General features: G+C 42.6%; 18 protein-coding genes and 1 pseudogene. 7 read left to right on the top strand and 12 right to left on the bottom strand.

The window, feature by feature from the left end; translation table 11 throughout:
* Nucleotides 1-10 precede the first annotated feature (10 nt).
* Genes L4C35_RS14065 through L4C35_RS14055 form a run of 3 tightly spaced genes read right to left on the bottom strand, consistent with a single transcriptional unit; the run spans nucleotide 11 to nucleotide 3602 of the window.
* A complete protein-coding gene (locus tag L4C35_RS14065) occupies nucleotides 11-964 on the bottom strand; it encodes a respiratory chain complex I subunit 1 family protein (RefSeq protein WP_428463468.1) in 954 nt (317 codons plus the stop codon).
* A complete protein-coding gene (hyfB, locus tag L4C35_RS14060) occupies nucleotides 964-2991 on the bottom strand; it encodes a hydrogenase 4 subunit B (RefSeq protein ID WP_428463467.1) in 2028 nt (675 codons plus the stop codon). Before hyfB ends, L4C35_RS14065 begins: the two co-directional genes overlap by 1 nt.
* On the bottom strand, nucleotides 2988-3602 hold the full coding sequence (locus tag L4C35_RS14055) for a 4Fe-4S dicluster domain-containing protein (protein ID WP_303559131.1): 615 nt from the start codon (nucleotides 3600-3602) through the stop codon (nucleotides 2988-2990). Before L4C35_RS14055 ends, hyfB begins: the two co-directional genes overlap by 4 nt.
* Nucleotides 3603-3950: 348 nt before the next feature.
* Between L4C35_RS14055 and hypA the strand changes: the two genes are divergently transcribed.
* From hypA to focA, 3 genes are all read left to right on the top strand, one after another.
* Entirely contained in the window at nucleotides 3951-4292 is a 342-nt protein-coding gene (gene hypA, locus L4C35_RS14050; protein ID WP_428463466.1) for a hydrogenase maturation nickel metallochaperone HypA, read from the top strand.
* A 1-nt stretch (nucleotide 4293) separates the two neighbouring features.
* Nucleotides 4294-5388: a hydrogenase nickel incorporation protein HypB gene (hypB, locus tag L4C35_RS14045; protein ID WP_428463465.1), complete on the top strand. Its 1095-nt coding sequence runs from the start codon at nucleotides 4294-4296 to the stop codon at nucleotides 5386-5388.
* 335 nt (nucleotides 5389-5723) lie between these two features.
* Entirely contained in the window at nucleotides 5724-6614 is an 891-nt protein-coding gene (gene focA / locus L4C35_RS14040; RefSeq protein WP_428463464.1) for a formate transporter FocA, read from the top strand.
* A 147-nt stretch (nucleotides 6615-6761) separates the two neighbouring features.
* On the opposite strand, the gene L4C35_RS14035 is transcribed toward focA, so the two are convergent.
* Together L4C35_RS14035 and L4C35_RS14030 are read right to left on the bottom strand one after the other, a co-directional pair.
* Entirely contained in the window at nucleotides 6762-7559 is a 798-nt protein-coding gene (locus L4C35_RS14035; protein ID WP_428463463.1) for a RecX family transcriptional regulator, read from the bottom strand.
* 97 nt (nucleotides 7560-7656) lie between these two features.
* The gene (locus tag L4C35_RS14030; protein ID WP_428463462.1) at nucleotides 7657-8151 is read right to left on the bottom strand and encodes a YcxB family protein; all 495 of its coding nucleotides are present in this window, start codon (nucleotides 8149-8151) and stop codon (nucleotides 7657-7659) included.
* Between the two features lie 254 nt (nucleotides 8152-8405).
* Here L4C35_RS14030 and L4C35_RS14025 point away from each other — a divergent pair, with 254 nt between their 5' ends.
* Nucleotides 8406-9194, top strand: coding sequence for a phytanoyl-CoA dioxygenase family protein (locus tag L4C35_RS14025; protein WP_428463461.1), 789 nt, complete (start codon nucleotides 8406-8408; stop codon nucleotides 9192-9194).
* Between the two features lie 266 nt (nucleotides 9195-9460).
* Here the strand turns inward: L4C35_RS14025 and L4C35_RS14020 are convergent, their stop codons facing one another.
* Nucleotides 9461-11959 (bottom strand): tetratricopeptide repeat protein, encoded by a 2499-nt coding sequence (locus L4C35_RS14020; RefSeq protein ID WP_428463460.1) that lies wholly within the window; start codon nucleotides 11957-11959, stop codon nucleotides 9461-9463.
* 701 nt (nucleotides 11960-12660) lie between these two features.
* Between L4C35_RS14020 and L4C35_RS14015 the strand changes: the two are divergent.
* Nucleotides 12661-13193, top strand: a pseudogene (locus L4C35_RS14015) (alpha/beta fold hydrolase).
* A 201-nt stretch (nucleotides 13194-13394) separates the two neighbouring features.
* Here L4C35_RS14015 and L4C35_RS14010 read toward each other — a convergent pair.
* Together L4C35_RS14010 and L4C35_RS14005 are read right to left on the bottom strand one after the other, a co-directional pair.
* The gene (locus L4C35_RS14010) at nucleotides 13395-13700 is read right to left on the bottom strand and encodes a hypothetical protein (protein WP_094958918.1); all 306 of its coding nucleotides are present in this window, start codon (nucleotides 13698-13700) and stop codon (nucleotides 13395-13397) included.
* Between the two features lie 8 nt (nucleotides 13701-13708).
* Complete coding sequence (locus tag L4C35_RS14005) at nucleotides 13709-14161, bottom strand: hypothetical protein (protein ID WP_094958919.1); 453 nt, start codon at nucleotides 14159-14161, stop codon at nucleotides 13709-13711.
* A 514-nt stretch (nucleotides 14162-14675) separates the two neighbouring features.
* Here L4C35_RS14005 and L4C35_RS14000 point away from each other — a divergent pair.
* A complete protein-coding gene (locus tag L4C35_RS14000) occupies nucleotides 14676-15098 on the top strand; it encodes a TIR domain-containing protein (protein ID WP_094959021.1) in 423 nt (140 codons plus the stop codon).
* Nucleotides 15099-15177: 79 nt separating this feature from the next.
* Here the strand turns inward: L4C35_RS14000 and L4C35_RS13995 are convergent, their stop codons facing one another.
* Nucleotides 15178-15321, bottom strand: coding sequence for a hypothetical protein (locus L4C35_RS13995; RefSeq protein ID WP_189337969.1), 144 nt, complete (start codon nucleotides 15319-15321; stop codon nucleotides 15178-15180).
* Nucleotides 15322-15401: 80 nt separating this feature from the next.
* Between L4C35_RS13995 and L4C35_RS13990 the strand changes: the two genes are divergently transcribed.
* Entirely contained in the window at nucleotides 15402-16043 is a 642-nt protein-coding gene (locus L4C35_RS13990; protein ID WP_428463459.1) for a hypothetical protein, read from the top strand.
* A 251-nt stretch (nucleotides 16044-16294) separates the two neighbouring features.
* Here L4C35_RS13990 and L4C35_RS13985 read toward each other — a convergent pair whose 3' ends face one another.
* The 3 genes from L4C35_RS13985 to L4C35_RS13975 are packed head-to-tail and all read right to left on the bottom strand — an operon-like array spanning nucleotide 16295 to nucleotide 19966.
* Nucleotides 16295-17833 carry a GTPase gene (locus tag L4C35_RS13985; RefSeq protein WP_428463458.1) on the bottom strand — a complete coding sequence of 513 codons (1539 nt, stop codon included), beginning with the start codon at nucleotides 17831-17833 and terminating at the stop codon, nucleotides 16295-16297.
* Entirely contained in the window at nucleotides 17826-19541 is a 1716-nt protein-coding gene (locus L4C35_RS13980; protein ID WP_428463457.1) for a dynamin family protein, read from the bottom strand. Before L4C35_RS13980 ends, L4C35_RS13985 begins: the two co-directional genes overlap by 8 nt.
* The gene (locus L4C35_RS13975; RefSeq protein ID WP_428463456.1) at nucleotides 19541-19966 is read right to left on the bottom strand and encodes a hypothetical protein; all 426 of its coding nucleotides are present in this window, start codon (nucleotides 19964-19966) and stop codon (nucleotides 19541-19543) included. Before L4C35_RS13975 ends, L4C35_RS13980 begins: the two co-directional genes overlap by 1 nt.
* Between the last annotated feature and the right edge of the window lie 22 nt (nucleotides 19967-19988).

The raw sequence follows: 19988 nt of genomic DNA, 5'->3' as shown, positions 1-19988 counted from the left end.
TCTATGCTCCCTATAAGCCTGTGAGGAAAAAGATGAACGCTAATACCGCGATACCAAATCCCACCCAAGTCAGGTGATGCGTTTTCAAGAATCGAGTTCGTGCCACGCTGTTTTCAATCACGCCTGCCACCAAAAATACAACGAACAATTTCAGCATTAAGATCCCCGTTGCCGAGGCTAATGCAGGAAATGTCAGTGACGTGGCTTTACCAAACGGAATGAAAATCGCGAGGAACAGCTGAGCAACCACCAATTGTTTTAGGCCAAGACCAAGCTTAACCATGGCTAAACCAGAACCCGCATACTCAGTGATTGGCCCTTCTTGCAGCTCTTGCTCGGCTTCTGCACAGTCAAACGGCAACTTACCCATTTCGATAAAGATCACGAATGCACAAGCAATCCCCGCTAATACTGTTGCGCCAGGGGCTACCCATGTCTCGGTTGCCATATGATTACTGATGTAACCAAGGTCAGACGTGCCCACTACCAATGCCATCGTAAAAATGGACAGCATCAAAATCGGCTCTACCAGCACACCCAGTGTCAGTTCACGGCTAGAACCGATCCCTGAGAACATGCTGCCTGAATCCAACCCCGCTAACGCAAAAAAGAAGCGGAAGATTGCAAACAAATAGATGTCGGTGATCACATCCCCTGCAATTGGAAATGGCGAGTAATTAGTCACCGTTGGCAGCGCCATACCAATCAACAACATAGTGATGATCAGTACCGATGGCATGATTTTGAAAATCACCCCCGACGGTGTTGGCGCTACTTCTTGGCGACGAAGCAACTTAAAGATATCTCGGTAGTCTTGCAGCACACCCGGCCCCTGACGTGAGTGCATTTTGGCGCGAAGAACACGCGAAAAGCCTGTCACAAGGGGGGCGAGCCCCAGCATGATTAATGCCTGAACGATAGCTAACGCAATCAGCTCAGGACTTGGCATCTCAAGCCCTTGCATCAGTTAACTCCTAAATCTACGGGGATGAATAACAGCACCAGCAATGCAATAACCATGTATAAGCAATAGGTTCTAAAATCACCGTATTGCAGCCATTGCAGACGCTTACCGACACGCAGAACAAAACGTGCAACAGGCAATATCACTCTGTTATCAAAGAAAGGTTCGATGTATGTCGCTCCTGCTTTGGTCTTCTCAAGGATCAAAGCGAACAGCGGCGCTGGATTTAACCAGTTTCGAATGGCGTATAGCGGAACAAACATGGCACGCAGTGGCTGAGTAAAACCGCCTGCTGACACTGTCATGCGATCTTCATAACCATAACCACACGCCCAAGGATCATTATTGTGTCGACGTGTAAGTTTCGGTCCTTTGAAAATAGCAAGAATAAGCGTAGGAACCAGCAACAACCCAAGTAACGTCAAGGCAATCACAGGTGTTGATAGAATCGCTTGTGCGCCGTTATCTGGAATAAGTGCCGCACCTTGCGTCACCGTAATGGCATCGCTATTGACCAAACTACTTGCAACACTTGATATCGTTGGTGCGATCCAAGGCGAACCTACACCCAGTACAATACAAAGCACGGCTAACGACAGGGTGCCAAACACCATAGGTTTAGGGACTTCGGTCGCTTTAGTGGCTTGTTCGCTTCGTGCGGCACCGCAAAAACAAATGCCATACACTTTCACGAAACACATGCAGGCAAGCGCACCCGTAATGGCAAGCATGACTACGGCAATAGGCCCTGCAATCGACATCGCGAAGGTGCCTTCTTTACTCATCGTCAGTAGCGATTGGTAAATGAACCATTCACTGACAAAACCGTTAAGCGGCGGTAAGGCTGAAATCGCCATAGTCCCGATCAAAAACGCTAACGCGGTATACGGCATTAACTTGGCAAGGCCACCCATTTTTTCCATGTCTTTGGTGTGAACACGGTAAATCATTGAGCCCGCGCCTAAGAACAGCAGCCCTTTAAACACCGCATGATTGAGTAAGTGGTATAAGCCACCAAGTAAACCTAGGGTTGCCAGCACAGGTTGATCGTTAGCAATACCTATCATGCCAATGCCAACGCCCATTAAAATAATGCCGACATTTTCCACCGTGTGGTAAGCCAACAAGCGTTTGATATCGTGCTCTGCCAAGGCATACATAACGCCTAACACCGACGACACACCGCCAAAGGCCAATACCACATAGCCCCACCATGCTGTATCAGCCCCAAGAAAATCGATACCGACTTTAATGATGCCGAACACACCAATTTTGACCATCACACCCGACATTAATGCCGATGCATGAGAAGGCGCTGCGGGGTGAGCTTGTGGCAACCAACCGTGTAAGGTGATCATCCCTGCTTTGGCACCAAAGCCAAAGAAGGCCAGCAAGAACACCGCCGACGCTTGCCATTGTGACAAGTCAGCGGTTTTGAAATCCGCGAAGTTCAAGCTGCCTGATTGGCGATACAAAATGAAGAAGGCGATCATGATCAACACAGAACCAGCATGCGCTATCAAAAAATATTGCAGCCCAGCTTTCACCGCTTTTTCATCTTGTTCTGAAATCACCAAGAAGTAAGAAGCCAGCGACATCATTTCGAAAAAGACAATGAAGTAAAACGCATTGTCAGAAACAACCAAGGCCACCATGGAAGCAATAAAGACATTCATAAAGAAGCCCATTGCCCACACACCTTTCCCTTCGTATTCACGCATGTAAGACAGTGAATAGACGGCACACGCCACCACTAATAGCGATATCACTAACACCATAAAAGCAGACAGTGCATCCAAGCGGATCACGCAATCAGCAAAGGTAAAAGGACTATAAAGTTGATGTGTGATGGCATCCCCGCTCAATAGCACAGGTATCGCCGCTGCAATGCCCGCAATACCGCCTAACGCACATAGCACGCCAGAAACATGCGCGGCACGTCGTTCATCGTTATGAAAAATCAACGAAAGCCCTGCACCTGCGAGATAAAGCAAAATCGAAAGCATTAATAAGTCGAGTTCTATCATGATTCCTGTCGCTCCAAAGCTATAGTTGAAACATCAAGAGCCGCCTCATTGCGCTTATTTTGACTTGCGTCTGCCATGCCTTGCTCTTCAACCAAGAACAGCGCCTTGGTGGGGCAAACCTCGATACAGGCAGGCGAGCCCGTGGTGGACTGACATAAGTCGCACTTCACAGCAATACTCTTCACACCTGGCTCCCACGCTAAAATGTCTTTACCAAAACATTGCGGGCTAGAAGTTGAAGGGTTACTGGAATGGACGGTGGAGGGAATATAGGTGTCGTAGGAATTCGCCATATCAACAGGGCGACTTCCATCGATGGCAATGGCACCAAATGGGCATGCAATGGCACAAAGCGTACAGCCTACACAGAGGCTTTCATTCACAACAACACTACCCTGTTCTTGGGTAATGGCATTGACAGGACATACTTGCGCGCATGGTGCATCTTCACAATGACGGCATAGCACAGGCGCAGTGGCCTGCTTATGTCTCATTACAGTCAATCTTGGGTGAGCTTGCAGACCTTCCGCTTTGTGGGCTGTAGAGCATGCTGCCATGCATGTCCCACACCCGATACATAACTGAGGATCTGCAATTACAAAGCGATTCATAACTAACCTTAGTTAAATTGCAGTTCGAACCCCCTCTATTACAACTTTCATACCAAGATTAACAATCGCCAAAGCAAACAGAGTAAACCACTGAATTTAATAGACTTAAAACTCAAAACCCAAGATTTCGCTCGTTTGAATCATGCTATTTCTGATGAATAAAAACGAATATCGACACTAATGACGATGACGATCATCACTTCATCATACAAATAAAAAGCCTCCCGATACGCCTACTGGTTTATATTTGATTCGCATCACAAAACTTTTTAAAAATTAATGATTTAATTTTCGCTCTTTGAATATTTACTCCCCCGCCGATCATTTTTAGCAAGTTTAGGAGTCGCCATGCATGAAATGTCTCTGAGTATGGACACCGTTGATCTCGTCGTAGAGCAAGCTACTCAGCAAGGCTTTAACAAAGTCACCAAGGTATGGTTAGAAATCGGGGTATTGTCATGCGTCGAACCGGACACCATTAAGTTCTGCTTCGATCTCGCAGCAAAAGAAACCATCGCTCAAGATGCGGCACTCGAAATAGTACCGAAAGCGGGTGAAGCCCATTGCTATGATTGCGATAAAGCCGTTTCTCTCGCCCAACGTGGGGAAAGCTGCCCGATCTGCCAAGGTTACAAACTAAAAGTACTGCAAGGCGATGAAATGCGAATTAAAGAAATAGAGGTTGAATAATATGTGCAATGTTTGCGGATGTGGTGATAGCCAGATTGAACACGTCAATGCTGACCATCATCATGACCACCCCCACGATCATCATCACGGACATCACCACGAGCACCCACATAGCCACTCACACGTAGCGGCTCACCAAGAAAATCCACAACCTGTTATTGTACATCACCACTATCATCATCAGGGCGATGTTCACCACCATCATTATCATTACCCTGACCCATCATCACAGCACCAATCGCACCATCAATCACAACAGCAACACACGCACAGCCACGATCATGCTCATCCGCACGAGCACTCACATGGCCATTCACATAGCCATCCAGAAACCCATTCGCATGAAGAGCATCACGATCATGCGCATGAACTGACACCAGAACAATCCGCTCATGGCGATTTACATTACGGCAAAGGTGAAGCCGAAACCCATGTCGCAGGGGTTAGCCAGCGCAAATTGATTGAAATTGAAATGGATGTGCTTAGTAAAAATAATCACCTTGCTAGCCATAACCGCGAACACTTCGACCAGGCTAATCAGTTAGTGCTGAATTTGGTTTCAAGCCCAGGTTCAGGCAAAACGACCCTGCTAACTGAAACCTTAAAGCGGATTCAACAAAGCGATAGAGCCTGCGCTGTGATTGAAGGCGATCAACAAACCACCAACGATGCTGATCGTATTCGTGAAACGGGTGTAGATGCCATTCAAGTCAATACAGGTAAAGGCTGCCACTTAGACGCTAAAATGGTTCACGATGCCTGCCACCAGCTAGGCCTTGAACATGACGGCCTCTTGTTTATTGAAAACGTGGGGAACTTGGTTTGCCCTGCCAGCTTTGATTTAGGCGAGAAGTACAAAGTGGCGATTCTATCGGTGACCGAAGGGGAAGATAAACCACTTAAATACCCGAATATGTTTGCCGCTTCGCAGCTGATGATCATCAACAAAATCGACTTACTGCCCTACGTCGCCTTTGATGTTGAAGCCTGCATTGAAAATGCACGCAAAGTGAATCCATACATTCAAGTACTCAAGCTTTCCGCGACAACGGGTGAAGGCATGGAAGCTTGGTTAGATTGGCTCAATAATGCCTAATTTTGACCGCTGATTTTCTTCACTTTACTATTAGCTTACTCTGTCTGCTCTGTGCGATTTATCGCTAATTGAATAGACAGAGATTGACAGAGTAAGCTGTGTCGACACCTGCTTTTGACAGCCAAGTGTCATCGTCATTTCTGTCAACCCCTACTTAGCAACAACATCTGCATTTCATTTAAAACAATCACTTAACACTATATTTTCATCTGGCACGGTTATTGATACCTAGTGTGTGTATCCAATATCCAATAACAGCTAAAGCCAATATTGCACGGTGCCTTTTACGTGATATTTAGGCTTACACAATAACCCTACCAGGGGAGAATAAAATAATGAGTAACGAACAAAACCCATTTGATGCCCTCATGCCCACCGACATGACGATTAAGGCTGAAGAAGTCGGTATCTATAAAGCCACCAAAAACCCATTACAATCTTTTGTACTCGCGATCACCGCAGGCGTGTTTATCTCTATCGCGTTTGTTTTCTATATCACAGTCACCACAGGTTCTGGCGACATGGCATGGGGAATGGCTAAATTCGTTGGGGCTATCGCGTTTAGCCTTGGCTTAATTTTGGTGGTGATCTGTGGTGGTGAGCTATTCACCTCGACCGTGTTAACTACCGTTGCCCGTGCTAGTAATCGAATCACCAATCGACAGTTATTCCGCAATTGGGTCACCGTGTACTTTGGCAACATGCTAGGTGCTTTATTCTTTGTGACTTTGATTTGGCTTGCCAAACAGCACCTTGGTAATAGCGGTGAATGGGGTATTCATGCGATGCAAGTGGCGCAACACAAAATCCATCACACCTTTATTCAGGCGGTCGTGCTGGGTATTTTGTGTAATTTGATGGTGTGTTTAGCGGTGTGGATGACCTTCTCGTGCCATAGCGCAACCGACAAAGTGATGGTCATGATACTGCCTGTTGCCATGTTTGTTGCCTGCGGCTTTGAGCACAGCATTGCCAACATGTTTATGATCCCTATGGGCATAGTGATCCAGTCTTTCGCGTCACCTGAGTTTTGGCTTCAGACTGGCCATACGGCTGCGGAGTTTGCCGACCTTAACGTAGCGAATATGGTGTTAAACAATCTGATCCCTGTCACTATCGGCAATATTATTGGTGGTGGCTTCTTTGTGGGGCTAACTTACTGGGCGATTCATCGTCGTCCACAACTTGAAAAACAACGTGCTGAGCAAGCGGCTCTTCCTAAATAAACCAAATTCTAAATAAACCAAAGCTAACCAGAAATAACGCGTCAAAAGACTAAAACGCAGGTCACCACAGCTTATCGCAGTTAGCCCTTTGAGTTGTGGTGACCAAGCTTAATTAAATCAGCTAAAGTGCTTACCGTTGTTTGGAAACTAGCTTGCTAGTGTTTCTTTGATTTCATCCGAGCTAAAGCCATGAGAATACAAATACGCGTAGGCTTTGCTTTTCTCTTTTGAATTCGTCAAATCAAAGCGTTTTTTCTCTAACCGCAGCTGGCAGTTTTGATAGAAATCAATCGAACCATCCATCTCTAGTTTCTCAATTTGTTCATCAAACTGAGACACATCGATCAGCTTTTGCTGTAGCTCACGCTTAATAACAGACTTACCTTTTAACTTACGGGCTAACCGCTCGATCTCTTTCACGATATCAGCTTTATCTGCTTTGATTTGCTGCTTAGAAGCCAGTGTTGATGCGACAGGGTGAGATTGAATAGCTTCACGTACATCAGAAGATCGAAAACCATGTTTAAGCAGTGTCGAATAGAGTTTATCACTCGATAGCCCCTCCAAACGCATAGCTGAAAGGCGGTTGTTCAATAAGGTGAGTTCACAAATGTTGTCGCGGTTCACAAGGTAATCAATCGCTTCATTCGCGGCCGAGTTCTCAATCCCCTTCTCTTTCAGCTTGGTTAAAATATACTGACGGCCCTTTTCTGAATTAAACGCCATTTCAGCAAAATGTACCGCAAACTTTTTATCCGATTTAAGATAACCTCGGTCTATCAAGTCATTTAACACCGTGTCGACCCATTCTTGATTATCGGTTTTTGCCTCTAGCTTTTTTCGTAACTCACCAATGGTGCGATCTTTCGCTTCGAGGTGATAATAAGCGCTGCCGTAGACGTTATCTATCGTCTTGGCTTGTTTAATAGGACGCTGAGTAAACATGGTGACCTCGAATGGCAGAAATGAAGAGAAATGAATCGCAAACAATACCCCTCAGACTCTAAAGCAGATCACGCAGGGTTGCTATAGCGCATTGATGTTAGTTCTTTTTGGATACTGCGTGCTGCTCTACCATGAACGCGATCACTTCATCACTTAAGCAAGACTTACTAACATATTGGCGCTGTTTACCCATATGAAGGATAAAACCTAAATCAGTTTGTTGAAGTTGATTGATGTCACTCCAAGCGATGTTACGGGTGTTTTTACCGCTTTTATAATTCACACCGTTAGCGTCAACGTGAAATACCACTTTGCTGCCAAAGCTCATGCTGAATGTTTGTCGCCATAGCCACCAGGTTCTCTTAAAATAAACACTAAGCGCCTCAATAATACTCAAAACAATAAAGAACCAACCAACGTAGCCAGTGGGTAGTAGCTCAAATTTAACTAAAACCACCCCAAAAATCAGAAAAAGCATGCCTTTTAAATAGGCTTGGGGAAATTCAGCAGGACGGCTAGTTTGATCATAACACTCGGCAAAAAAGGGCTTGTCGAGGGTGTATTCTATGGTGAAATCAAAATCTTTAGACATATGTGACTACTTTGAGTTTTTCTATGAATGAGTACCCCATGCTGCGACCTCGCAACGCGAGTATTGTATAGCTTCTCGGTGCTTTTCTTTAGCTGTTTTGACCCTATTTTGTAAATCAATAATACCGACAGGGTCTACTCTCACCATCGCTAGCTATCCCCTCATTAGTTACTTGGTTGAATGGCGCCAGTCTGGCATCATGCACCAAAGAACGCCGTAATCAGTAAACGGCACAAAGAGTGTGAAGGTAGTCAGTGTTAGAAAACAGCCAACAATTAAGTAACAGTTACGACGAACATGGTTACTTTGTTATCCGAAATTATTTCGATGAAGCTCAAATTGCATCGCTTAGAGAAGTGGTATTGAAATTCCATGAATTATGGAAAGCAGACAACGAAGAATTCTATCAGGAAGAAGCGTTTAACTCGTCTTTAATTACGGGAAGCGAATATTTGCCCAGCGATGATAGAAAGATACTTTTTAACTTCATCAGCTCCCCAAAAATCATGGACGTGGTCGATGCGGTGATTCCAGAAAATCCAGCATTTATGAACACGCAGCTGTTCTTCAACCCAGTGAATCCGCAACAAAAAGACTTCTGGCACCGTGACTGTCAATACGACTATGACATTGAAGACCAGATGAAAGTCATACTCGAAACACAAGTGTTGCATCTTCGCGTGCCCTTATTTGATGAGCTCGGCATGGAGATCATACCCGGTACGCACAAGCGATGGGACAATGAAGAAGAGTACAATGTTCGCCAAGAAGTGAATGGCAAAGTAAGCAGCGATAGCATCTCTGGCGGTAAGCCAATTGCGTTAGCAGCGGGCGACTTATTGGTGTTTTCAGCGGATATGATCCACCGTGGCCTATACGGATTGGATCGTTTGGCGTTGGATATTTTGATTTTTGATTCATCGGCGGATTATGTCGACTACGTCGATGATGATTGCTTACCCACTCAATCAATGCTCAATAATATTGCAGATCCAAGATTATTTATGAACACACTACACCTGAAGTCGATGCAGTGTTCTTAAGTAAGAAAAAGTATCTTAAACCTTCTGCCCAGCAATAGCGGTAAGGTCTGACTTATTAAACTCATCACACGCCAATCATGAATGGCGTTTATTTTATCGCAAGATTAAATGCAGAATTTCGTCACAGAACCTTTTTAGACAACTTGGGGCGTTAACAATGCGTTGTTTTTAGATAAGGTTAGGTCGTTGCCATAGCTAGATAGCGAAATAAAAAAGCCTCTTTACCTTATGCAGATAAAGAGGCTTTTACTATTAAAACAAACAGCCTAGTTCAAATATGCCATTGTTTCATTTGAAGTAATAAATAGCGTTTCTTCGCCAGTATTATGTACCGATTTTAATTCTAACTTTTGATGATTTGGCTTGATGTAATAGAGTTTATCATCCCTATCAATCAGAAGAGTTCGTAGCCTACCGTAAACAACTACTTGTTCTAACTTTTTCCAGCGCTTACTTTTATCAATCGTCGGTAATAAATCATTGATGCCTTGATTCATAACGATAGACTGTAATGTCAATTGTCCATTTTCATCAAGCATTGCAAAAGTGTCAAAAGTACCTTCAACTTTCATCACACGCGCCTTGTTATGAGCAATAACTCGTGGTGAAGCGCCGCCACCTAAATCCCAGCAATCGACATCACCATTACGACTCAACGCACAAAAACGGTCACTATCCGGGCTCGCTGCCAGTGCTTGATACTCACCTTTAATTTCACTACCAAAATGATAAGCCATTGGTCCCCAAAGCAAAATATTCCCTGAGCTATCTAAAGCGAGGAAATGGCTTTGCACGGGCGCGATATCGACAATATTCGCTTGTAAACGACGGTAAACTTTGATTTCATCATCAAAGCTTTGATAGGCTGAATCTTCAAAATTAGATGCTGCAAGAATAGGACTGCCACCAGCCATAGCACCGCCCCAAGTGACAACACTTCCATCATCAAATAAAGCAGCTGAAGCCGCGTCATTATGAACTAGCTTTTTCGCCCCTTCTTGCTCAAGTCGAGCCAAAATACTTGGTTCAGGACGACATCCGCCTTTCAAGCGGTGGATTAAAAGATGATCCCCTGTCGCACGATTAAATAAGTATCCACAATGGCTTTGTTGCACACTTTGATTATTAGCCAATAATTTAAATGGGAGTTTCTCTGGCGGATTCCAAGCTCCATCCACGGCTAAACGCCCATCTTTATATCTCCTTGGCACTTTATCAGTACGGTTATAAGCCTCTATTTGCGGTACATCCGGGGCTTCAGCGACAATTCGCCATGGTGATAATGAGTAGTCACGAAAGCGAACACGCTTAAGTTGATTAAGTAAGCGGTTATGTTCTAAATAATAATTTGGCTCATCATGCTGAGCGTTCAACTCTTGATAACGCTTTTTCAGATCACCACTAAATTGTTTTGTATATTGAATGGCATCCTCGCGTACTTCAGGACGCCCACTATCAGCTAAGACATTAACGTCATCTTTAAAGCGATTAGAAAACTCGTTTCTGCTCCTCCAATAGCTAGAAGCTTCATACCAATGCTCTTTACGCGCGTGCAAGGCCAACTCAAACTGACTATATCTGTCTTGAAAAGCTGCCGCTTCTTGACGCCAAATAATCGCTTGCTCTTTATCGCCCGACTCATTTGCTCTATCCATCAACCATAGCATTGCAGTTACATTGCCTTTAATTGCTGCTTGGTAAATTTTAGCGCGAGTTTCAGGTAAATCAGGGGCTTGTTTAAGTGCAGTCTCAAGCAAAGCGTTGGCATCACCTTCACTCATCGCACTTTGTAAATATGCTTCAGCGTTTTCAGGCTCACTGTTTTCAAGCAGCACTGATAATTGATACTTACATGCAGCATCACACGATCCAACAATGTCGGCTTGACTTAGTAACATCAACGCAGAGTCAGATTCACCACCATCAATCATCACATACGCGAGTTCTGTAAACGCGCCAAGCTCACCCGCTTGAGCGGCAGTGAACAACAATGATTTCATCTGCTCGCTATCGTCTTTAGTGAAAAAAGAGTTTCCTTGTTGAGCAAATAAAAGATCACCGCGAGCGAATAACGCAGGTCCGTAGTTACCCGCCTTTTCAAACCAAGTGTTAGCCTCATTTAGATCTGGAGTCAACATACTAATGCCATGCTGAAACTGTAATCCCATGCGGTAACTTGCTATCGCATCTCCTTGCAATGCAGCTGGTTTAACCCATTCATTAACACAATGCTGGCTTAGATATAAAGGATCCTCTTGAAGACACATATCCAAATGCATTTGCGGCGGCACTTCAGTCGTATAAGCCCATTGCATCGCAGCTTTTAAATCTTGAGGCAACCCATAGTTACCCGTTCGATAACCTTCCGCTAAATACATTCGAGATTGTCTAATATCGGCTTTTGCGGCTTGCCATAAATATGGTGACGCTTTGCTTGGGTCTGATTGACTTGACCAACCTTGGATATGACCTAAAAATGCACTGTAAGCTGAATACGCATCGCCTAATTGTGCGCTCAATTCAAACATTGCCAACGCACGATCTTTATTCGGCGACTCTAGTCCCTCCCCCGTATAATAGAATTGCGCCAATGCCCCTGCACTCCAAGCGGTATGCTTGGTGATAGACTCAGCCAGCGTAAGTCGCTGCTCAGCGCTAAGCTTCGGTTGTTGTAATTCATTTTTAAATTCTGATAATGGATCTGCAGCTAAACTTGGACTACCAGCAAGCGCTGCAATTATAGGGAAAATAGAAAAACACCGCACAAGATAAGCCTATAAAACCAAATAAAGGCGAAAACTTACCATCTAAAGTACTGAAATAAAATGATTAAATTTGATTGATATTAATTATGAGCAGCGTTTTAGTCAGCGCAGAGCTAGCGCAAAAGTTTCGTCACATATTATTTCACAATGCGTTCGAGTATATGAGGTGATTATATGCCCCTCTAAATCGGATTAGTTTTGGTAGGGAAAACGTACGCTACGAAATTTTATAGCGTATTTGGTCTAAGCGATTTCGGGGCAAGAACGAGTCAGAAGGTTATCGCTGAACCCCATCTGGACACAAATGCGCTAACATTGTGTCATCGAAGTATGTCATTAGCTTCTCGTTTCCACCTTCTATAACCTCGCAGGTAGCTTTCAGGGTCGATACCTGTTTCATTGCTTGGTGGAGTCCCCTATGTTTGGTCCAATAAGGGTTCATCCTGTAGTGGCCAAATCAACTATGCCACTACACCCATCTGCCGGTAATTAGAGGTAACAGCGCTCGCCCCACGGTTCGTGCAAATCACTTTATACTGCTGTTCTGACCGCGATTTTTAAATTCAACGCCATATCAACAAAATGAACGGTAAATTTCCTCAAAGCTGACCTTGACCTGTCTAAGGCTTCATAGTTTATCGTGACTATATTGATTAAGAGGGATATTTCCTGTACCTCTCAAAAGTAAATAGAGAGAAACAATGAAACGTTTAATTTTGATGATGACATTTTTGGTTTTCATGTCATTAAACAGCGTGGGTGTTTTAGCGAGCAACACTCCGCCTAAGTACGGTGTTGCGACGTCCAGCGATGGTGAACTGATCGCTTATAGTACCTGTGGCGGCGGAGAAACTGCGCTTATCTTCATTCACGGCTGGATCTTAGACAGTCGGCTTTGGCAGAACCAGTTAGGTTACTTTTCACCGCAGTACCAAGTGCTCACCATGGATTTAGCTGGGCATGGGAACTCGTCTTTCAACCGAAAAGAATACACCATGGTCGCCATTACCTAGGCCAATATGTGAGTGGTAAAGCGAGCCAAGTGTATGAGAGTGTTAATGTGCCAGTAGTACTCGTGAATGCTCGTTTATGGCCTACCAACTCGGAATAAAATAAGAAACATATCAAAGACTACAGCATCTATTACATTGAAGGCTTAGGCCACTTCCCGATGTTAGAGAAACCAAATGAGTTCAATACGATCCTAATGGAAGCGGTTAAGTCAGTTAAATAGTTCTGTTCCAGCCATTTATTAAATGGCTCATCATTAAGCACAAGGCTTCGCAATTGCGCGGCCTTTTTTACTGGGCGGAAGGGAAACGGAGCCGTCACTCTTAGTTATTATGGAAAACAGGCGTCAACCACTAGAAACACGTAAACCGCTCGACATTTAAATCCCGAGCGTATAGGTCGTTTTGATAATCTTATTAAACATCTACTTTAAAGATATTTTGCACTCTTTCTTTATAACTAGCTTCGCAAGAGATGTTACTGATTTAAACTCATCACTCGAACCAAATTGGTTAAAGTATGGATGAACTTGATCACATGATTCTTTAACAGATAAAGCTAGCCGCATAAATGCAACTGAATCGCTTGGATCCATATTTAATTGTTCTAATGCTATGGACATAGCTTTTACTGAGTTACCCGCCAAGTATTGCTTATCATACTCCAAAGACAACTGTTCATATTCACTTATTATTGGATTAACATCCGCAGAAATTGTACTAAAACTCATAAATAGAATTAGGGGATAACAAGCTCGCCTACACCACTTGGAACATTGGATAAAAATTCTTTCCATTGACCAGGGTGAATTGTTGGACACCCAGCTGAACCTTTCCATGTTGGCTTATACCCCCAATGTACATGAATAAAATTTGCTCTCTTTCCATAATCTGGAAAGTTTGGATTCTTACTTTTCGTTGGTACAAAACCATTATTATTTACTACTAGTGCTGGTTTACCTTTATGAGTTCCATGGCTTAATGCATATTTACCATTACTAATATGCGGATATGCATCCTCACCTGATATTGATGTATTACTCGGCTTAAATGGATTAGGAGTGCTACTTCCCTTAAATATGCCAATGACCTCACTTTTACTATTGAAAATAGTAACTCTCTGGCTATAAACCTCATCATCACTAACACTACCATCTGCACCAAAAACGACCTTCCACTTTTTGTCCCCCATGTTACTTACCCCTAAACTTAATCGGAGTCTGATTTTATAACCAAAGTGAAATATTGAAATTAAAAAAATAGTCGCATGCGAGAAACCACACAGCTTTAAATTCTAATTTGCATATTTCTCATGATGCCTAACAACCGATAAACCAGCACAAGTCGCATCATGCATGCATGAAAGGAGGTCCCAGATTCAATCAAGCGTTCGACCACTGGCCACAAGGTTGCGTAATAGCCCACCAGCTCAGACTCTAGGCGCAGTTCATCACGCACCATTAAAATGCAGTTACCATGACAACCAAATTTACATCGCCCTCTTGAGTCTGGCTAATTCACTGTCTGTGCCTGCAAGAGCCAACTTACCAATGTATCCACCTGCAAAAAACAGCGGCGAAAAAAGAAAGCATATTGCATTATATCTGTGGATATTTCCGCACTTCGTGAAATATGTCCGAATAAATAATTGTTATTTTTGTAATGATCAATAATGTAATTAAACAAATTATATAAGGATAGATAATATGACTACAGTATTTATTAGCCACAATCATAAAGACAATATCTACATTCAACAAATTAAATCGATTCGACAAAACCCCAATCATCCATTAACATTTGAAGATAGATCTTTGGCTGAAGCTATATGTAATGAACATGGCCATACCAATCGTCGCCCACCATCAGATATACGCTCAGAACCAGTTCGGAAAGCTATCGCGAAGTTATTAGCAGGGTCACATAAGCTACTAGTACTTGTGGGCAAAGATACTCACAGTAGATTATGGGTTGAGTGGGAAATTGAACAGTTTAAAAAGCACAACAGTGATAATAATATTTTAGTCATGCGCACACCAGATAACACATATTCAGGTGCACCCAAGGGTGTACAACGGTTAGAGCTATACGCTTGGGATCTTAACCGTATAGCTCTGTGGGTAAGTTAATTACTTTTTGGGAGGATTGTTGCCACGGCCTTTACCAGATGGCAACCCCGTCTTACTAGGGAGATTAGGGACATTATGTTTACTCATCTTTGCTCTCCCAGTCACTTGGTCGTTCATCATAGTCACGTGATTGCCAGTAAGCATCATTGTTATCATTAAGCTGGTTACTGTGATTATCTAAATCATCTTGTGTTGGTTCATAATCTTGACTAAAGCCACCCATAGGGTTTTCCTTATGTTGTTTGTGTATTTTAAATTTAATCGAAATTGTGGGTGTACTGAAGGGAAGGAATAAGGGAAAGTATGTTGAAAACAGGGAAAGAAATTTCTAATCAAGAAATTTTTAATAAATTGGCTTCTGAATTAAAAAGTGAACTTGCTGCCGATAGGCAGTTAAATCAACGGAAATTTTCAGATTATTATTATCAAAACGAAGTCAACCATAATGCCAATGAAAATGACCTTACGGCTCATCATGAGCGTTTTAAGAAAGTAATTAGCGCGAGAGATACCCGCTCTCTAGAACGTATCACAGTCTACCATTCTTACTTTTTTGATAAATTTCGTGCCGAAGGTAAATATACCTATGCTGATAAACAAGCAGCATGGGATATGTTCATTGAGCTTGATACCCGTATTGCTACACAGCAGCTAAAAGAAGGAGTTATCGAAACCGCACTAGCAAGCCTTGCGTCATTATTCACATTTCATCGCCAAACAGCTCACACGCACGGATTTAATTGTAGGCTGTATTATCAGTTAGTAACTAAGGTGCTAGATAAGGATTTACGACCATTTACAGCAAAGTGGCATAGTCAGTTACCAGCACTTAAAGAATCTTCCAATTTAGAAACAAACTGTCGTGCCGAACTAGAAGATGTTCAAGCTAAACTTGCGGATTTAAAAATTTCACTAGGAAATATATGTAGTTCATCTAGTAATTAAACTACTTCGCCATAACTTTTATACAATTATTGAAAAATAGCCCCTCCTTAATAAAGGTAAAGAACTCAGGTGCTATAGCTCCTTGTTGACGAGCAAATAGAATGAACAATTGTCACACAGCCCTTTGCTTTAAAAACTGGATTCAGCAAAGGGTTGTGATTGGGTGAGTTTTAGGACTGAGATGCTTTTTTGTCCATACTGCCCCCATACGTTTATATCTAGAAAATTAAAGTAAGATTCTAGATGCTCTCTTAATAGTTAATTTGCTCAAGGTCGGTTTGGCAATCTAATAGTGCTTGATAGTCACTTTGATATCCACCTTGCTCCGCTGTGAGTTTAGCGATTTTGTCATCCAACGCTTGAATACGTAAACCAATCATTTGGGTGATAACTTGCTCTGATATATCGCCATATTCACGCTTTACCGTTGCGCATATATCTTCTACAGCTTGATATAATTGGATAGACGCGTTGCGATTACGTTCGTTCTCTGCCTTTTCTTCACTATTTGATTTATATAGATCGTAAAGTGCTGTAACCACCTGCACAACAACGGCAGCTTTGCCCGCCCACTTACCTAACGTTGTTTCCCAGCGACCTTTTAAGCCTGGGATCTTAAACTTACGCCCCTGTAACAATGCACCTTTAATGTTGTCTGCATTAGCAATTTTACCCAGCCCTTCAACCCCCATATCAAGGTATTTGTTGCTATTACCTGATAAGACTTGCTGCATTTCATGTGAAATCGAAACACGCATTGATGAGCTTACTTCACCAATCTTATCATTTAGCCACTGCTCTAGCTTGTCACCAATAGGATCAACCGCAGACTGTATAGCACTATCCAGTTGCGCTTGATTGCTGCTATTTTGTAATACATTGCTGATATCAGACTTTATTAGCGTTAACTCATGGTTTAAAAAATTACGTGACTCTGAAATTAACGCACGCTGACGAGAACTAAGCATCGTTTTATCATCACGCGCCATGTTTAATTCACTATCAAGATGACTGTCATCACGACTCGATAACTGTTCAATCACGGGCTTGTACCACAATTCCTTAACGGTACTTTTAAGGCCAGCTAGATGACTATCCTTACTGTCTTGCTCTTTTAACCAATCAATAAACGTTTCAATAAAGTGACTGTACCCCGAATGTTCTAGTAATTTTGCATGATCATTCTTCAAACGGCCTTTAAGTGCCGTTTGGGTGTTCATTGGTATCACTTTAATTTGTTGAATAATTTCATCTGATACTCCGTATTGAGGAGCGAGTTTGATTAAGATCTGTAGCACTTTTTGATGAGCCGTTGCCTTATCTTTTTCTGAAGCGAGTTGATGGTTCAGAACGATAAAAATGTGTTTACCAAGATTAAGCATATTAAATAAACGCTCATACACGTCTTTAGTATCTTGGTCGCCATCACGGATCACAAATACCATTACATGAGTACGTTTGATTTGCGCTATTGTTGTTTCTTCATGATCAATTGGTGCATTTACCCCAGGGGTATCTAGCAGGCGGTAGCCATTCCAATCGAATGTATCAACACTATCCGTTGTTGGGACCTCACCAACGTTTGCACGCTCTTCACCAATTAACGCATTAACAAATGTGCTCTTACCTGCGTTATATGCGCCGTACAGCATGATTTGTAATACTTGATCATCTACTTTTTTATTTAACTCATCATGGATTTGATTGGCTAAATCACTACCTTGATAGTTAATGACCCTCTCTTTTGAGTCTAATAGGTTTTGCTTAATATCGATGAATGGATTACGCATTATGCACTCTCAAGTTTCGGGTTTGTTGTTGACATTCATTGATGGCTACAACAATGTTTTCAGCATAAAGTTGAAGTGGTTCAAATGAGCGGTTCACTTCTTCGAATACCGTCTTCACTTGAGCCGGTAAGTTAGTACGAATTGCTTCTGAAGTCGTTTGAATCACGTTATCAGGAGAGACACCCACTGATAGTTTTTCAGTCGTAATTTCAACGAAAATCATCTCACCCGCCTTGTTACCACCATAACCGCCGATTGCCCCACCAATCATTGCGCCCAAAGGCCCCCCGAAAAAACCACCGATTGCCATACCCGCAGCAGCACCAGCTGAAGAACTGGCACTTTGTTTTGCTTTACCTGAGACTTTTTTAATATCAATTGTAATGTCGTTAAAATCACCTAGGTTTGCACCAGAGAGGTCACTCGACACCTTTTTAATATCTTTAACAACGTCTCTTAACTCATGTCGTAGCGTTTCACTAATTTCTTTTTCAATCAGTTTGTTAACGTCATGTTCTAGTGCTTTTTTATCTCGACTACCCATGTGCTTATCAACAATCAATGGCACTTCACAAAGCACGTTATCTAGGATTTGTGAAGACAAATTATTCTGCTTAAAGCGAAGATTTTCCGTCATCTCTTGTAGACTAGTTTGTAGCTCTAAAACTTTTGGTAAGATGTCTTGATCCATTGGTTTTAATACTTCGCCATTTAAGAAGTTAACCATCTGCTGCTGAGCTTTACTTACCTTATAAACATTTGCCTCATCAACAATATTGGCTAAGCGCTTGAACAATTCGGTTAAGCCACTTTCTTCGAGGGCATTAGGGTTTTGTTCATGCTGCTTTTTATAAGCATGAACTGAGACTGAGACTGCTGTTTTTAGCTTTTCAACCTCACCTAAGTCTTTCACTCGGCTAAATACATCATCTTCTTGTGCTTTACGCACTTCTGCTGTTTTATTGAATAGTGTTTGCACCAAGTCATCAGCTTCATCACACCAATCTTCTTCCATCTTGTCGCTTTTAGTAAGCACAGGTTGCAGTGGCTTTTTCTTTTCAAGCTCAAGTTTTAGATCTTCTAATTCTTGTACCTGACCAGGAGAACTCGATGATGTTAACCACAGAACAGCGTCTGCGCTGTCGGTATAACGGCGGGTTAGATCGCCATTTTCATTAACAATAGAGTGTAAACCTGGTGAATCCAACAACACTAAGTTTGAGCCAAGCTCTACACCTTGAATTTGCGCTGTCGTCTCGGTAACACCTTCGGCAAACTGACCTTCAAAGTACTTCACCTCCCCCTTATCAAAGAAAAAGCGTTTTACTTCACTTGGATTGAATAAGTCAGCGATATAGTTACTGAACGAGCTTTTACCCGCATTGACCTTACCAAACACAAGCAAGATAACTCGATCAGAAAATTGCTCACTCAGAGCTCGCATTGGGGATGCATCGCTTAACTTCTTATCCCATTGTTTAACTTTGGTATTAACTGACAGCTTAATTTCATTTGCTAGCTGATATAAAGCATGCTTATCGTTGATCGTTTCATCATTGAACTTTTCAGCCTGCGTCAGTTTTTCAACTAATTGCGATTTGATATTGTTCAGCTGATCTTCTTTGTTCGATACGTCGTTAATGCCCACTCTAAATTCACTAAGGGCAGCTAAAAACGGATTGTCCTGGGTTGTTTTTACATCATCCATTACAGCGTCCTTAGCAACTCTTTCTCGACAATCTCTAAACCTTCTAGCTCTTGTTCGAGTAGCTCTATCTCACGATTACGATCACGCACGCTGGCTTTATTGTTGTAATTATTCATTGCTTGTAAGCTCAGTTGATTGTCTTGCTTGTTGGCACGGATCAACTCTTCTGGCGTTAAAGTCAAATTGTGTTTAGTGATAAAACGTTGTGCTTTAGCTTTATTTTCTGATGCTATGCGTTGCTCTTTTGCCAGCTTAGCTGCTGCTTCTTTTTTACGTTCATTATCAAGTCTTACACGCTCGCGTTCACGTTCGAAATCACCAGAGCTAGAAGAACTAGAAGAGCTAGAGCTACTACTATCATCACTTGCAACAATGGCAGCAACACCAGCTGCAATAATTCCACCTACTATCCAAGGAATAGCCATAATAATCTCCTATCTTTTTACA

It is taken from the genome of Photobacterium kagoshimensis, assembly GCF_050337045.1.
Taxonomy (GTDB): Bacteria; Pseudomonadota; Gammaproteobacteria; order Enterobacterales; family Vibrionaceae; genus Photobacterium; species Photobacterium kagoshimensis.
This window is presented reverse-complemented; position numbering and strand designations above follow the sequence as displayed.

What these genes read in the sequence shown, in the direction of transcription:
- L4C35_RS14065 (WP_428463468.1), bottom strand. Translation starts at nt 964, where the DNA reads ATGCAAGGGCTTGAGATGCCAAGTCCTGAGCTGATTGCGTTAGCTATC.
- hyfB (WP_428463467.1), bottom strand. Translation starts at nt 2,991, where the DNA reads ATGATAGAACTCGACTTATTAATGCTTTCGATTTTGCTTTATCTCGCA.
- L4C35_RS14055 (WP_303559131.1), bottom strand. Translation starts at nt 3,602, where the DNA reads ATGAATCGCTTTGTAATTGCAGATCCTCAGTTATGTATCGGGTGTGGG.
- hypA (WP_428463466.1), top strand. Translation starts at nt 3,951, where the DNA reads ATGCATGAAATGTCTCTGAGTATGGACACCGTTGATCTCGTCGTAGAG.
- hypB (WP_428463465.1), top strand. Translation starts at nt 4,294, where the DNA reads ATGTGCAATGTTTGCGGATGTGGTGATAGCCAGATTGAACACGTCAAT.
- focA (WP_428463464.1), top strand. Translation starts at nt 5,724, where the DNA reads ATGAGTAACGAACAAAACCCATTTGATGCCCTCATGCCCACCGACATG.
- L4C35_RS14035 (WP_428463463.1), bottom strand. Translation starts at nt 7,559, where the DNA reads ATGTTTACTCAGCGTCCTATTAAACAAGCCAAGACGATAGATAACGTC.
- L4C35_RS14030 (WP_428463462.1), bottom strand. Translation starts at nt 8,151, where the DNA reads ATGTCTAAAGATTTTGATTTCACCATAGAATACACCCTCGACAAGCCC.
- L4C35_RS14010 (WP_094958918.1), bottom strand. Translation starts at nt 13,700, where the DNA reads ATGAGTTTTAGTACAATTTCTGCGGATGTTAATCCAATAATAAGTGAA.
- L4C35_RS14005 (WP_094958919.1), bottom strand. Translation starts at nt 14,161, where the DNA reads ATGGGGGACAAAAAGTGGAAGGTCGTTTTTGGTGCAGATGGTAGTGTT.
- L4C35_RS14000 (WP_094959021.1), top strand. Translation starts at nt 14,676, where the DNA reads ATGACTACAGTATTTATTAGCCACAATCATAAAGACAATATCTACATT.
- L4C35_RS13995 (WP_189337969.1), bottom strand. Translation starts at nt 15,321, where the DNA reads ATGGGTGGCTTTAGTCAAGATTATGAACCAACACAAGATGATTTAGAT.
- L4C35_RS13990 (WP_428463459.1), top strand. Translation starts at nt 15,402, where the DNA reads ATGTTGAAAACAGGGAAAGAAATTTCTAATCAAGAAATTTTTAATAAA.
- L4C35_RS13985 (WP_428463458.1), bottom strand. Translation starts at nt 17,833, where the DNA reads ATGCGTAATCCATTCATCGATATTAAGCAAAACCTATTAGACTCAAAA.
- L4C35_RS13980 (WP_428463457.1), bottom strand. Translation starts at nt 19,541, where the DNA reads ATGGATGATGTAAAAACAACCCAGGACAATCCGTTTTTAGCTGCCCTT.
- L4C35_RS13975 (WP_428463456.1), bottom strand. Translation starts at nt 19,966, where the DNA reads ATGGCTATTCCTTGGATAGTAGGTGGAATTATTGCAGCTGGTGTTGCT.